Consider the following 14,374-nt stretch of genomic DNA (forward strand, 5'->3'; position numbering starts at 1 on the left):
GCCGGGTTACCCACGGATTCAAGCCTGCGTTCGGCCAGCGTGTTTAATGGGGCGCCTGAGATCACGATCAAAAGCCAGATCAAAAACCAAAGCAGACTGAGGCCTATCTGATGTATGGAGATCAAAAATGTGGTAGGGGGCTTGCTCCCGATGGCAGTGGGTCAGCAACCGATGCATCAACTGACACGCCCTCATCGGGAGCAAGCCCCCACATTGAGGCACCGCCCTACCCCCCACTCATGTTCATAAACCGCACCACCTGCACCTCCCCCGCCCCGGTAAAGTCATGCCGCAACGGCTTGCCCTTCAACCCACGAACCAACGCCTCGACCAACGGCCCATCGTCCAGCGGATAGCGGCGCAACAACCCCCGAAAATCCACCGCCTGCTCCTGCCCCAGACACAACAACAACTGCCCCTCCACCGTCATGCGCACGCGGTTGCAACTGCCGCAGAAGTTGTGGGAGTTGGGCGAAATAAACCCGATGCGCGTTGCCGGATGCCTTGCCAAGCGCACATACCGCGCCGGTCCGCCGCTGTTCTCGGTGCTGTCCACAAAACCATGTTCACGGGCAATCACCGCGCGCACTTCATCGCTGGAACAAAACGTCTCCCCGCGCGAGCGCCCCACATCGCCCAAGGGCATTTCCTCGATAAAGCTGATGTCGATACCTTGATCGATGGCATACCGCACCAACCCCGGCACCTCATCAAAATTGCGCCCCTTCATCACCACGCAGTTGAGCTTGACCCGTTCGAACCCCGCCTCCCGGGCCGCCTCGATACCGGCCAGCACCTGGCGCAGATCACCGTTGCGGGTGATCGCGCGAAAGCGTGAGGCGTCCAGGCTGTCGAGGCTGATATTCATGCGCTTGACCCCCGCCTCCACCAACGGCCGGGCCAATCGCGCCAACTGCGAGCCATTGCTGGTCATCACCAGTTCACGCAGCCCCGGCAACGCGGCGATGTTGCGGCACAAGCCGACAATGCCCGGGCGGATCAGCGGTTCGCCGCCGGTAAGGCGGATCTTGCGCACGCCCTGGCCGACGAACAACGCAGCCAGGCGCTGCAGCTCTTCCAGCGTCAACACCTGCTGGCGCGGCAGGAAGGTCATGTTTTTCGCCATGCAGTACACACAGCGAAAATCACAGCGGTCGGTCACCGACAAGCGCAGGTAATCGATGGAGCGACCCACACCATCCACCAGGCTCATGTCACTGCACCAACGGCGAGTCGGCACCCTGCAACGCGATGCCGCGAATGTCCGCCGCGCCGATCAGGGTTTGCAGGTACTGCACCAACGCCTTCTGCCAGACACCCTGTTGCAGTTGGGTGCGAATGGCCACCGCCACCGCTTCGTACGGCAGCGGCTGGCCTTCGACGCGCTGGTCGACGTTGATCACGTGCCAGCCATAACGGCTCTCCAAAGGCTTGGCGGCCAGGCCCGGTGCCAGGGTGAACAACTGGCGCTCCAGCTCCGGCACAGTCTGGCCTTTGCTCACCTGGCCCAACGAACCACCCTGGGCCTTGGACGGGCACGCCGAGTATTTGAGGGCCAACTCGGCAAACTGGCCCGGCTGCTCTTCCAGGCTCAGCAGCAAGACTTCTGCCTGGCTGTGCGCCAGATCGCGCGCCTCGCTATCGTCCGGCGCGCATTCGAGCAGGATGTGCCGCACCGCCAACAACGGCGCACTGTGAAAGCGCCCACGGTTGTTATCGAAGTAACGCAAGCAGGTGGCCTCGTCGCACTCGGGCACCGTGACCTCGCGCTCCAGCAACAAACGCGTGGCCGCTTCTTCTTGGTTTTCGCCGGGGGCAATGTCCCCTGCCAGGCCCAGCTCGGCAATCCGCTGCTGCAACAGCTCGCGGATCACCAGCGCACGGGCGGCCAGGTACACCGCCGCCTCGCGGCTTTCGGCCGGGTGATACTGCAACTCCAGGGCCATCGCCTCGGGCGTGACCGGCACGCCGTTGACGCTGATGATCGGCCATTCCTGCTCACTGCTGGCGATCAACTCAGGCTCAAGCGGCACTGCGACTTCAACCACCGCCTCTTTGGCCGACGAACCGCAACCGCCGCTGCCGCCATTGCCGCCACCACATCCGCATCCACTGCTCATGCTGTTCTCCTCACTTTTGCCGCACGATTTGATAACGACGCCCCAGGTACCAGATCGGTGCGCTGACCATGTGCACCAGGCGGGTAAACGGGAACAGCACGAACAGGGTCAGGCCCAGCGCCACATGGGCCTTGTAGATCAGCGACACCGGCGCGATCGACTCGGCCGCCTGCACCGGCCGCAACAGCACCACGTTCTGTGCCCAGTCGGCGAGCATCACCATCACCGAGCCCTCCATATGGCCGGTGGAGGCCACGATGGTCAGCAAGCCCAGCAGCAATTGCGCCAGCAGCACCAGCAGGATCAGGATGTCCGACGGGCTCGACGTCGCGCGCACCCGTGGGTCGCTCAGGCGCCGCTTGACCAGCATCAGCAAGCCCACCAGGCACAGCAGGCCGAAGAAGCCGCCGGAAACCATCGCGAGCAGTTGCTTGTTTTCGGTACTGATCACATGGTGGTAGACCGACGCCGGGGTGAGCAGGCCGACAAAATGCCCGGCCAGTACGAACAGCACGCCGACATGGAAAAAGTTGCTCGCCACGCGCATGCCACGGTTATTGAGCATCTGGCTGGAGCCGGCCTTCCAGGTGTACTGCGAGAGGTCGAACCGCGCCCAACTGCCCAACAGACAGATGGCCAGGGCCACATAGGGGTAGACCCCGAATACCAGCAAATTCCACTTAGACATTACCCACCTCCCCGGCCGGCACGCTGGCCTGGCCTTCTCGCTGAAAATCCACCCAATGCAACGGCACCGCGCTTTCTTCGCGGGCCTTGCCCGGCGCGCTCGATAGCGAACTGCAGCGGTCCTGCTGTTCGGCCTGCATAAAGTCCACCGCTTCCTCTTCCCAGATTTTGTCCAGGGCTTCGAGGGAGTCGTCGCGCGGTTCGGCGGCGACCTGGGCGCGCACCTCGGCCACGGCCTGGTGCGGCTCGGCGCCGGCGATCTGCAACAGCGCACGCAAGCAACCGGCATAAGCGCTCTCACGCTCTTCCAGACGCGCGGCGAGCAATGCCAGCAGGTGCGCCACATCCGCCAGGCCCTCGCGGGCCTCGATGTCTTCGCGGGTGGACAAAAACTCCAGATACAGCGGGATATAGTCCGGCAGCTCCTTGACGCCGATGGCAAAGCCGGCCGCTTCGTACTGGGCCATCATGTCGACCATGGCCTGGCCACGATCGCGGGACTCACCGTGCACGTGTTCGAACAACAACAGCGACAACGAACGCCCCCGGCCAAACAGCGCGCCGTAGTGTTCCTGGCCGTCCATCAGGTCGTTGGCGCAGATCAGCTCCAGCAGCTCAAACAACGCGCCGCGCTGCTTGGGGCTGATTTCCCGCGATTCGATGATCGCCTGTTCCAATTCGTCGCGGCCGTTCACCAGGGTCTCGGTGGGGTAATCCAGCAGCAGCGAAATCACTTTGAGAATGCGCATGGCTCAGTCCTCCCAGATCTGTACGGTTTTGAGCACGTCGCGGCGGTTGGCCTTCTTGGCGCCGAACATGTTGGTGTCGGAGCTGCCGCTGCAACCGCTGCCGAAGCTGAACCCACAACCGGAGCGCTCGGCGAACGCGTCGCTCATGGCGTCTTCACGGTGGGCGCTGGGCACCACAAAACGGTCTTCGTAGTTGGCGATGGCCAGGTAGCGGTACATCTCTTCCACCTGTTCTACACTCAGGCCGACGTCTTCGAGCACTTGCAGGTCTTCGACGCCGTCCACTTGCTGGGAGCGCTTGAAGGCCCGCATCGCCAGCAGGCGCTTGAGCGCTCGCTTGACCGGTTTTTCATCGCCGGCGGTGAGCATGTTCGCCAGGTAACGCAGCGGAATGCGCAGGCTGTCGACATCCGGGATTACCCCGTTCATGCCCACGGTGCCGGCGGCCGCAGCGTTCTGGATCGGCGAAAGCGGCGGCACGTACCAGACCATCGGCAAGGTGCGGTATTCCGGGTGCAACGGCAGTGCGAGTTTCCAGTCCACCGCCATCTTGTAGACGGGCGAACGCTGGGCCGAGTCGATCACCGACTGCGGTACGCCATCGGCCAGGGCCTGGCGGATCACCGCCGGGTCGTTCGGGTCGAGGAAGATTTCCAGCTGTTTCTCGTACAGATCCTGCTCACTGGCGGTACTCGCCACCTCGCTGATGCGGTCGGCGTCGTACAGCAACACGCCCAGATAACGAATACGCCCCACGCAGGTTTCGGCGCACACGGTAGGCATGCCGGCTTCGATGCGCGGGTAGCAGAAGATGCACTTCTCGGACTTGCCGCTTTTCCAGTTGAAGTAGATTTTCTTGTACGGGCAGCCGCTGATGCACATGCGCCAGCCACGGCATTTTTCCTGGTCGATCAGCACGATGCCGTCTTCTTCGCGCTTGTAGATCGCGCCACTGGGGCACGAGGCCGCGCACGCCGGGTTCAGGCAGTGCTCGCACAGGCGTGGCAGGTACATCATGAAGGTGTTTTCGTACTCGCCGTAAATGTCGGCCTGGATCTGGTCGAAGTTCTTGTCCTTGCGCCGCTTGGCGAACTCGGTGCCGAGGATTTCTTCCCAGTTGGGGCCCCATTCGATTTTCTGCATGCGCTTGCCCGACACCACCGAACGCGGGCGGGCGGTGGGCTGGTGCTCGCCCAGGGGCGCGGTGTGCAGGTGCTGGTAGTCGAAGTCGAACGGCTCATAGTAGTCGTCCAGGCTCGGCAGGTCGGGGTTGGCGAAGATGTTCGCCAACACGCGGAATTTGCCGCCGATGCGCGGGTTGATCGAGCCGTTGGCGTTGCGCACCCAGCCGCCCTTCCACTTGTCCTGGTTTTCCCACTCTTTGGGGTAGCCGATGCCCGGCTTGGACTCGACGTTGTTGAACCAGGCGTATTCCATGCCTTCGCGGCTGGTCCACACGTTTTTGCAGGTGATCGAGCAGGTGTGGCAGCCGATGCATTTGTCCAGGTTCAGCACCATGCCGATCTGTGAGCGAATCTTCATCTCAGTTCTCCTCGATATCGGTCGGCAATGGGCGCGGCAAGTCATCGCCGCTGGAGCCATCGAGCCAGTCGACCTTGGCCATCTTGCGCACCACGACGAATTCGTCGCGGTTGCAACCGACCGTGCCGTAATAGTTGAAGCCGTAGGCCTGCTGGGCGTAGCCACCGATCATGTGGGTGGGCTTGAGCACCACGCGGGTCACCGAGTTGTGGTGGCCGCCACGGGTCTTGGTGGTTTCCGAACCGGGTACGTTCACGATGCGTTCCTGGGCGTGGTACATCATCACCATGCCTTCCTTGACACGCTGGCTGACCACCGCGCGGGCGGTGAGCGCGCCGTTGACGTTGAAGCATTCGATCCAGTCGTTGTCCTCGATGCCGGCGCGCTTGGCGTCGATTTCCGAGAGCCACACAATCGGCCCGCCACGGCTCAAGGTGAGCATCAACAGGTTGTCGCTGTAGGTGCTGTGGATGCCCCACTTCTGGTGCGGGGTGATCCAGTTCAGCACGATCTCGGTCTCGCCATTGCTGCGTTTGCCCTTCACGCCTTCGATGGTGCGGGTGTTGACCGGTGGCCGGTAGCTCATCAACTGCTCGCCGAACGCCTGCATCCACGGGTGGTCCTGGTAGAACTGCTGGCGGCCGGTGATGGTGCGCCACGGGATATTTTCATGAACGTTGGTGTAGCCGGCGTTGTAGCTCACGTGGTCGTCTTCCAGGCCCGACCAGGTGGGGCTGGAAATGATCTTGCGCGGCTGCGCCTGGATGTCGCGAAAACGAATCGCCTCGTGGGCCTTGGGCAGCGCCAGGTGGCTGTGGTCGATACCGGTGAATTCCGACAACGCCGCCCACGCCTTGACCGCCACGTGGCCGTTGGTTTCCGGCGCCAGGGACAGGATCACCTCGGCCGCATCGATGGCCGTGTCGATTTTCGGCCGGCCGTGGCTGATACCGGCGTCGCCTTCGTGGTGGTTCAGTTCGCCGAGGAACTGCACCTCATCGTCGGTGTTCCAGTTGATGCCCTTGCCGCCATTGCCGAGTTTTTCCAGCATCGGGCCCAGCGAGGTGAATTTCTTGTAGATGTTCGGGTAGTCGCGCTCCACCACTGCCATGTTCGGCGCGTTCTTGCCCGGCACCGGCGCCACACCGGCGCTTTTCCAGTCGGTGCCGCCGAACGGCTGGGCCAGTTCGCCGACGCTGTCGTGCATCAACGGTACGGTGACCAGGTCTTGCTCCACGCCCAGGTGGCCGACCGACATGGCCGAGAACGCCTTGGCGATGCCCTTGTAGATTTCCCAGTCCGAACGCGACTCCCACGCCGGGTCGATGGCCGCCGACAACGGGTGGATGAATGGGTGCATGTCCGAGGTATTCATGTCGTCTTTTTCGTACCAGGTGGCGGTCGGCAAGACGATGTCGGAATACACGCAGGTGGAGGACATGCGGAAGTCCAGGGTAGTCACCAGGTCGAGCTTGCCGATGGCGCCGTCGTCGACCCATTCGGCTTCGGTGGGCTTGCTTTCGCCGCCAAAGCCGATGTCTTCGTTCATCACCCCGTTCTTGGTGCCCAGCAGGTACTTGAGCATGTACTCGTGGCCCTTGCCCGAGGAGCCAAGCAGGTTGGAGCGCCAGATAAACATGTTGCGCGGGAAGTTCACCGGGCTGTCCGGCTGTTCGCAGGCGAAACGCAGGCTGCCGTCCTGCCACGACTTGACCACGTAGTCTTTGGGGTCCATGCCCGCCGCTGCCGCATCACGGCAGATATGCAGCGGGTTGGTGTTGAGTTGCGGCGCGCTGGGCAACCAGCCAGCGCGTTCGGCGCGGATGTTGTAGTCCAGGGCATGGGTGGGGAACTGCGACTTGTCGGCCAGGGGCGAGAGCACGTCGTGCATGTTCATCTTCTCGTGGCGCCACTGGGAGCTGTGGCCGTAGAAGAAGCTGGTGCCGTTCATCTGGCGGGGTGGGCGGCTCCAGTCCAGGCCGAAGGCCAGGGGCAGCCAGCCGCATTGCGGGCGCAGTTTCTCCTGGCCGACGTAGTGGGCCCAGCCGCCGCCGGTCTGGCCCACGCAACCGCAGAGCATGAGCATGTTGATCAGCCCACGGTAGTTCATGTCCATGTGGTACCAGTGGTTCATCGCCGCGCCGACGATGATCATCGAACGGCCACGGGTTTTGTCGGCGTTGTCGGCGAACTCACGGGCGATCTGGATGGCTTTTTCGCGGCTGACGCCGGTGATCGCTTCCTGCCACGCCGGGGTACCCGGCACGCTGGCGTCGTCGTAGTCTCTGGCCACGTTGCTACCGCCCAGGCCACGGTCGATGGCCAGGTTCGCGGCAGACAAGTCGAACACCGTGGCGACCTTGGCCACCGTGCCGTCGGCCAGGGTCACGCTGTGTACCGGCACGCGGCGGAACTGCACCGCATCGCCGGCCACATGCTGGAAATGCTCGTGGGCTTCACCGGCAAAATACGGGAAGGCCACTTCGGCGACGTCATCACCGATCAGGCTGAGTTTGAGGTCGATGGCGCGGCCTTCACCGCCCTCCTTGGCGAGGATGTTCCACTTGCCCTTCTCGCCCCAGCGGTAGCCGATGGAGCCTTGTGGCGAGACCAACGCGCCGCTCTCATCGAGGGCGATGGTTTTCCATTCCGGGTTGTTGTCCTGGCCGAGGTTGCCGGTGAGGTCCGAGGCGCGCAGGAAGCGGTCGGGCTGGAAACCGGCGCCCGGTGCGAAGCCGCTCATGGGCTTGAGCATCACCAGCACCGGCAGGTCGGTGAAGCGCTTGGCGTAATCGGTGAAATACGCGCTCGGTTTATCCAGGTGAAACTCTTTGAAGATCACATGGTTGAAGGCCTGGGCCAACGCGGCGTCGGTGCCCTGCTTGGGGTTGAGCCACAGGTCGGTGAGCTTGGCCACTTCCGAATAGTCGGGGGTGATGGCCACGGTCTTGGTGCCCTTGTAGCGCACCTCGGTGAAGAAGTGTGCGTCGGGGGTGCGGGTCTGCGGGACGTTGGAGCCCCAGGCGATGATGTAGTTGGAGTTGTACCAGTCGGCCGATTCCGGCACGTCGGTCTGCTCGCCCCACACCATCGGCGAGGCCGGTGGCAGGTCGCAGTACCAGTCGTAGAAGCTCAGGCACACACCGCCCAGCAGCGACAGGTAACGCGAGCCCGCCGCGTAGCTGACCATGGACATGGCCGGGATCGGCGAGAAGCCGACGATGCGGTCCGGGCCGTATTGCTTGATGGTGTAGACGTTGGAGGCGGCGATGATCTCATTCACCTCCTCCCAGTTGGAGCGGATAAAACCGCCCATGCCGCGCTTGCTCTTGTACGACTCAGCCTTGACCTTGTCCTCGACAATGCTCGCCCACGCTTCCACCGGCGGCAGGGTCAGGCGCGCTTCACGCCACAACTTGAGCAGCGGTTTCCGGATCTTGGGGTACTTGAGCCGGTTGGCGCTGTAGATGTACCAGCTGTAGCTGGCGCCGCGCGGGCAGCCACGGGGCTCGTGGTTGGGCAGGTCGTTGCGGGTGCGCGGGTAGTCGGTCTGCTGGGTCTCCCAGGTGATCAGGCCGTTTTTCACGTAGATCTTCCACGAGCACGAGCCGGTGCAGTTCACGCCGTGGGTGGAGCGCACGATCTTGTCGTACTGCCAGCGCGAACGGTAGACGTTTTCCCAGTCGCGGGACTCTTTGCGGGTCTCGCCGTGACCGTCGGAGAATTCATTTTGCTTGCGGTTGAAGAACCGCAGTTGATCCAGTAAGTGACTCATGGTGCTTTCCTCATCAGGCGTGCCGTGGGGTGCGTTGCCCCGCGAATTCGTGGTCGATCAGCAGGGTGTGGCGCAGCCTTTGCGGGCGTACCACCACCAGGTCACGACAATGCAGCTCAGGTAGAAACCGACAAACATGTAGAACGCCATGGCCGGGCTGCCGGTGGCGGCCATGGACGTGCCGAAGGACTTGGGAATGAAGAACGCGCCGAACGCGCCCATGGCCGAGCTGAAACCCAGCACGGCGGCCGATTCCTTGCCGGCGTCTTTCAGGGCTTGCTCGCGCACCGCCGCAGGTTTGCCGGCGCTGGCTTGTTCATGCTGGGTACGGAAGATCACCGGGATCATGCGAAAGGTCGAACCGTTGCCCACCCCGGTGGTGATGAACAGCAGCATGAACATGCCGAGAAAGCCGTAGAAGCTGCCGCCCTGCCCGTTCTGCGGCAGAAAGTGCAGCACGCCGAACACCATCACGATCATCAGCACGAAGTTCCACAAGGTCACCCGCGCACCGCCCAGTTTGTCTGCCAGCCAGCCGCCCAGCGGGCGTACCAGCGCACCGACCAGCGGGCCGAGGAAGGCGAACTTGAGTGCTACCACATCCGGGAACGAGGTTTTGATCAGCAGCGGAAACGCCGCCGAGAAGCCGATGAACGAACCGAAGGTCGCCAGGTATAGCCAGCACATCAGCCAGTTGTGTTTGCGCTTGAAGATCACCGCCTGTTCGCTGAACGAGGCACGCGCACTGGACAGGTCGTTCATGCCGAACCAGGCCGCCACGGTAACGGCGAGAATGAACGGCACCCAGATAAACCCGGCGTTCTGCAACCACAACTGGCTGCCATCGGCCAGCGTCTGCGGTTGCCCGCCCATCAAGCCGAACACGCCGAACGTGATCACCAGCGGCACGCAGAACTGCATCACGGACACGCCCAGGTTACCCAGGCCGGCATTCAGGCCCAGCGCGGTGCCCTGTTGGGCCTTGGGGTAAAAAAAGCTGATGTTGGACATGCTCGAAGCGAAGTTGCCGCCACCGAAACCGCACAACAAGGCGATGAGCACGAACACGCTGTACGGGGTGTTGGGGTCTTGCACCGCGAAGCCCATCCACAGCGACGGCAGCAGCAAGGAGGCGGTGCTCAGCGCGGTCCAGCGACGCCCGCCGAAGATCGGCACCATGAACGAGTAGAACACTCGCAAGGTCGCGCCGGACAAACCCGGCAGCGCGGCCAGCCAGAACAGTTGGTCGGTGGTGAAGCTGAAGCCGATGGCGTTGAGACGCACGATCACCGTGCTCCAGACCATCCACACGGAGAAGGCCAGCAGCAGCGCGGGAATCGAAATCCACAGGTTGCGGGTCGCGGTCTTTTTACCGCTGGCACCCCAGAACGCCGGGTCTTCAGGGCGCCAGTCGTGGATCACCGGGCCCGAGTCGGGCTTTTGCGCGATGGACATGTTCATTCTCCTTGGAGAGGTTGGGCGGTCTTGCCCATAAGCGGTTGCTTGCGAACTTCGCTGAAGTACATCCAGGCCAGGGACACCCAGACCACGCCGTACATCAACATGAAGCAGGAAGAGCGCACGCCGGTGAGGTCCACCAGGGCGCCGAACAGGATCGGCAGCACAAAGCCGCCCAGGCCACCGGCCAGGCCGACGATGCCGGACACCGCGCCCATGTTTTGCGGGTAGTCATTGGCGATGTACTTGAACACCGAGGCCTTGCCGAACGCGAAGGCGATGCCCATCACAAACAGCAGCACGGTGAACAGCGTGGCGTTGAGGCCGATATGAAAATCGAGGGGGCCGTTGACCGTCATGACCTGCAGTTGGGTCTGCGGGTAGCTGAGCAGGAACAGGCAGATCCAGCTCACCCACAGCACCCACCAGGTCACGCTCTGGGCGCCCCAACGGTCGGACATCCAGCCGCCTACCGCGCGCAATACGCCGCCGGGCAGGGAGAAACAGGCGGCCAGCAGCGCGGCGCTTTGCAGGCTGAAGCCGTATTCCTGCACGTAGTACTTGGTCATCCACAGCGCCAGGGCCACATAGCCGCCGAACACAATCGAGTAGTACTGGCAGTAGCGCCACACCGCCGGGTCCTTGAGGCACAGCAACTGCTGGCGCAGGGTGGCCCCGCCGGCGCTGCGGTGGGTTTTGTCTTCGCTGGTGAGGAACCAGAACAGCAGCGCGGTGATAAACAGGATGGCGCCGAACACCTTGGGCACCAGATGCCAGGTGCCCAGGGCGATCAGCGCCGGGGCCAGAAACTTGGTCACTGCCGCCCCGGCATTGCCGGCGCCGAACACGCCCATGGCAAAGCCCTGGTTGCCCTTGTCGAACCACTTGGCAACATAGGCGATGCCCACCGAGAACGAGCCGCCGGCCAAGCCGACAAACAACCCCAGCACCAGGAACTGCCAATAAGCGGTGGCGTAGGTGATCAGGTACAGCGGCAGCACGCAGGCGAGCATCAGCAAAAAGAACACGATGCGCCCGCCGAAGCGGTCGGTGAGCAGGCCCAGGGGCAGGCGCACCAGTGAGCCGGTCAGCACCGGCGTGGCGGCCAGCAGGCCGAACTGGGTTTCGTTCAGTTGCAAGAGTTCTTTGATCGGCACGCCCAGCACGGCGAACATCATCCACACCATAAAGCAGACGGTGAACGCCAGGGTGCTCATGCCCAGCACCAGGCCCTGTCTCATACGGGGTTGAGTCACGGTATGCGCTCCAGAAAGTGATTCCATGAGCGCAGGTTAGGGGCGACACCCCCGTGGAACTTGACCCAGATCAACGTCGACCCAGGGGGTATGGAGCTATGCTGGCCCCGTCTACCTCCAAGGAGGTAGCCGCAACAACAAGAGAAAGCCTTTATTTATCAATGGATTGGTCTCTTGTGCCGGCTTTTATCCGTGGGAGGGTGCGCCGGCAACTCTTTAGAGGTAGGACGCCAGGGAAGGCCGTGTTCAGCCCTTTTTCCCATGCCCGGTACAACCATGCTGCTCGCCTGCCCCCTTCGATTACGCCGCCATGCTTGACTGGCTGCGCAGCTCCCTGCCGGCCCGCGCCGGCCTGGCCGTTATTCTGATCGCCGTCCTCGCCCTGGCCAGTTCCCTGAGCGCCGGCCTGATCGCGTGGTTCAGCCAGGGCGACGCGGCCGCGATCAACACCGCAGGTTCGGTGCGCATGGAGACCTACCACCTCAGTTGGAAACTCGCCGCCGGCGCACCGCCCGGAGAAATCGAGACCATCACCCAGAGCCTGCAAGGGCGCCTGGACAGCCAGTCCCTCAAGGCGGTGCTTGAAGACGGCCCGCGCAGTGCCCTGTTGCAGAGCTACCAGCAGATCCAGCAACGCTGGCACGACGATCTGCGCCCGGCCTTGGCAAGCGGTAACCGTGAGCTGTTCCAGGCCAATGCACCGGCCTTCGTCGAACAGCTCAACCGGTTCGTCAGCCTGTTGCAGCAACACAGCGAACAAAAGCAAAGCTGGCAGCAAGGCATCCAGGGCCTGGCGCTGTTCAGCACCTTGATCATCCTGCTGCTGGGCCTGTACGAATTGCAGTACGGCGTAGTCAACCCCCTGGAAGAACTGGTGCACGCCACCCGGCGCTTCCGTGACGGCGACCTCAAGACCCGGGTCAACCACCGCTCCGAAGATGAGCTGGGGCAGTTGGCACTGAGCTTCAATGCCATGGCCGAGACCATCGAGGCGTCCCACCGCACCCTGGAAAGCCAGGTGCAACTCAAGACCCTCAACCTGCAACAAGCCAACGCCGCCCTCGAATTGCTCTACCAGAGCAGCAGCAGCCTGGCCACGCGCCTGGCCAACGCCGAAGGCCTGGATGAACTGATCCGGCGCTTCCAGACACGCCTGCCGGGCCTGCGCCTGTCGCTGTGCCTGCAAGGCCACTTCCTGGCACCGGCGCAGCAGATGCTCGCCCTGCACGGCGAGCACAGCCGCAATATCTGCGCGATTGGCGATTGCGCGACGTGCGAGCGTCACCACGTTGCGCCGCCGCAGGTGTTCAGCATCAGCAACCAGGGCGCCGAACTGGGCGAACTCAAGGCGCACTTCCTCGACGGCCACGCGCCCCAGGATTGGGAACAACAGTTGATCCAGGCCCTGGCCAACCTGATCGGCACCTCGCTGTCGCTCAAGCGCCAACGCGAGCAGGATCACCGCCTGCTGCTGCTCGACGAACGCACCATCATTGCTCGCGAGCTGCATGACTCCCTGGCCCAGGCGCTGTCGTACATGAAGCTGCAAGTGAGCCGCATGCAAACCCTGATCCGCCGTGGCGAACCGGTGGAGACCCTGGCCACCGTCACCGGCGAACTGCGCGATGGCCTGAACAATGCCTATCGCCAACTGCGCGAATTGCTCACCACGTTCCGTCTGCAGATTCACGACGCCGGGCTGGTACACGAGCTGTCGGACACCGCCGAAGAGTTCTCCCGACGCGGCGAATTCCAGGTGCACTTGCACGTGGAGGCGCTGGCCTTCCAGCTGTCGGCCAGCGAACAGATCCATGTGTTGCAGATCACCCGCGAGGCCTTGTCCAACTGCCTGCGCCATGCCCATGCGCAGAACGCCTGGCTGCAACTGCGCCAGGTCGGCGAAACCGTGAGCCTTTGCATCGAAGACGATGGTCGCGGCTTCTGCGGCGACGTCGACCGCCGCGAACACCACGGCTTGACCATCATGGACGAACGCGCGCGCAGCCTGCACGGCGACCTCGAGATCAACCCACGAGCGCCCCAGGGCACTCGCGTGCAATTGCGTTTCCAGCCGGAATTTCTCGGCCACTCCTTACAAGGCACCGCCCCATGAACACCGCCCCGCGCCACCGTATCCTGCTGGTCGATGATCACCCGATGATGCGCCACGGCATGCGCCAGATCCTCGAACTGGAAGACGACCTTCAGGTCGTCGGCGAAGCCGGCAACGGCCAGGAAGCCCTGGACCGGATCGACGCCCTGCAACCGGACCTGGTACTGCTGGACAACAACATGCCGCACATGAACGGCCTGGAAACCCTGCGCCGCCTGCGCGCCATGCACTATGGCGGCAAGGTGCTGCTCTTTACCGTCTCCGATGCCGAGGACGACATCCGTGATGCGCTGCGCCTGGATGCCAACGGTTACCTGCTCAAGGACATGGAGCCCGAGTTGGTGGTGGAGTTTATCCGTGATGCGCTGCACGGCGCCCTGGTGATCAGCCCAGGGCTGACCCGCGTACTGGCGCAGGCCCTGCGTTCGCCGCAACCCCATGCGGCGGTGGAATTGACGGAGCGCGAGCGCCAGGTGTTACGCACGATCGCCAGTGGGTACAGCAATAAGGTGATCGGGCATAAGCTGGGCATTACCGAGGGCACCGTGAAGGTGCATGTGAAGAACCTGCTGCACAAGCTGGGGTTGCGCTCGCGGGTGGAAGCGGCGGTTTGGGCGATGGAGCATTTGCGGCAGGTGGGGTGAGGCTTTTTGCAAATTTCACTGGGGTTATGC

Annotated in this window: 10 protein-coding genes; 2 read left to right on the forward strand and 8 right to left on the reverse strand. The window is 63.1% G+C overall.

The features are described from left to right. Positions 1–226 precede the first annotated feature (226 nt). Genes moaA through KSS96_RS16760 form a run of 8 tightly spaced genes read right to left on the reverse strand, consistent with a single transcriptional unit; the run spans position 227 to position 11,572 of the window. Positions 227–1,213 carry a GTP 3',8-cyclase MoaA gene (gene moaA / locus KSS96_RS16725; protein ID WP_065878803.1) on the reverse strand — a complete coding sequence of 329 codons (987 nt, stop codon included), beginning with the start codon at positions 1,211–1,213 and terminating at the stop codon, positions 227–229. A 1-nt stretch (position 1,214) separates the two neighbouring features. Then, entirely contained in the window at positions 1,215–2,120 is a 906-nt protein-coding gene (locus KSS96_RS16730; protein ID WP_065878801.1) for a peptidylprolyl isomerase, read from the reverse strand. A 10-nt stretch (positions 2,121–2,130) separates the two neighbouring features. Beyond that, positions 2,131–2,808, reverse strand: coding sequence for a respiratory nitrate reductase subunit gamma (narI, locus tag KSS96_RS16735; RefSeq protein ID WP_065878799.1), 678 nt, complete (start codon positions 2,806–2,808; stop codon positions 2,131–2,133). Further along, entirely contained in the window at positions 2,801–3,556 is a 756-nt protein-coding gene (gene narJ, locus KSS96_RS16740; RefSeq protein ID WP_217855116.1) for a nitrate reductase molybdenum cofactor assembly chaperone, read from the reverse strand. Before narJ ends, narI begins: the two co-directional genes overlap by 8 nt. Positions 3,557–3,559: 3 nt before the next feature. Beyond that, on the reverse strand, positions 3,560–5,098 hold the full coding sequence (gene narH, locus KSS96_RS16745; protein WP_017527366.1) for a nitrate reductase subunit beta: 1,539 nt from the start codon (positions 5,096–5,098) through the stop codon (positions 3,560–3,562). 1 nt (position 5,099) lies between these two features. Further along, positions 5,100–8,873: a nitrate reductase subunit alpha gene (locus KSS96_RS16750; protein ID WP_017527365.1), complete on the reverse strand. Its 3,774-nt coding sequence runs from the start codon at positions 8,871–8,873 to the stop codon at positions 5,100–5,102. A gap of 57 nt (positions 8,874–8,930) precedes the next feature. Continuing rightward, on the reverse strand, positions 8,931–10,328 hold the full coding sequence (locus tag KSS96_RS16755; protein WP_017527364.1) for a NarK family nitrate/nitrite MFS transporter: 1,398 nt from the start codon (positions 10,326–10,328) through the stop codon (positions 8,931–8,933). Between the two features lie 2 nt (positions 10,329–10,330). Beyond that, complete coding sequence (locus KSS96_RS16760) at positions 10,331–11,572, reverse strand: MFS transporter (protein WP_017527363.1); 1,242 nt, start codon at positions 11,570–11,572, stop codon at positions 10,331–10,333. A gap of 325 nt (positions 11,573–11,897) precedes the next feature. Between KSS96_RS16760 and KSS96_RS16765 the strand changes: the two genes are divergently transcribed. Together KSS96_RS16765 and narL are read left to right on the forward strand one after the other, a co-directional pair. Then, positions 11,898–13,700, forward strand: a complete 1,803-nt coding sequence (locus KSS96_RS16765) for a HAMP domain-containing protein (protein WP_017527362.1) — start codon at positions 11,898–11,900, stop codon at positions 13,698–13,700. Continuing rightward, the gene (gene narL / locus KSS96_RS16770) at positions 13,697–14,344 is read left to right on the forward strand and encodes a two-component system response regulator NarL (protein ID WP_017527361.1); all 648 of its coding nucleotides are present in this window, start codon (positions 13,697–13,699) and stop codon (positions 14,342–14,344) included. Before KSS96_RS16765 ends, narL begins: the two co-directional genes overlap by 4 nt. Positions 14,345–14,374 lie beyond the last annotated feature (30 nt).

Origin of the sequence: Pseudomonas asgharzadehiana, from assembly GCF_019139815.1 — a bacterium.
Lineage (GTDB): Bacteria > Pseudomonadota > Gammaproteobacteria > Pseudomonadales > Pseudomonadaceae > Aquipseudomonas > Aquipseudomonas asgharzadehiana.

Bases quoted from the DNA above. Each gene is read 5' to 3' on its own strand.
- narJ (WP_217855116.1), bottom strand. From the start codon at position 3,556: ATGCGCATTCTCAAAGTGATTTCGCTGCTGCTGGATTACCCCACCGAG.
- KSS96_RS16750 (WP_017527365.1), bottom strand. From the start codon at position 8,873: ATGAGTCACTTACTGGATCAACTGCGGTTCTTCAACCGCAAGCAAAAT.
- KSS96_RS16765 (WP_017527362.1), top strand. From the start codon at position 11,898: ATGCTTGACTGGCTGCGCAGCTCCCTGCCGGCCCGCGCCGGCCTGGCC.
- moaA (WP_065878803.1), bottom strand. From the start codon at position 1,213: ATGAGCCTGGTGGATGGTGTGGGTCGCTCCATCGATTACCTGCGCTTG.
- narL (WP_017527361.1), top strand. From the start codon at position 13,697: ATGAACACCGCCCCGCGCCACCGTATCCTGCTGGTCGATGATCACCCG.
- narI (WP_065878799.1), bottom strand. From the start codon at position 2,808: ATGTCTAAGTGGAATTTGCTGGTATTCGGGGTCTACCCCTATGTGGCC.
- narH (WP_017527366.1), bottom strand. From the start codon at position 5,098: ATGAAGATTCGCTCACAGATCGGCATGGTGCTGAACCTGGACAAATGC.
- KSS96_RS16760 (WP_017527363.1), bottom strand. From the start codon at position 11,572: ATGAGACAGGGCCTGGTGCTGGGCATGAGCACCCTGGCGTTCACCGTC.
- KSS96_RS16730 (WP_065878801.1), bottom strand. From the start codon at position 2,120: ATGAGCAGTGGATGCGGATGTGGTGGCGGCAATGGCGGCAGCGGCGGT.
- KSS96_RS16755 (WP_017527364.1), bottom strand. From the start codon at position 10,328: ATGTCCATCGCGCAAAAGCCCGACTCGGGCCCGGTGATCCACGACTGG.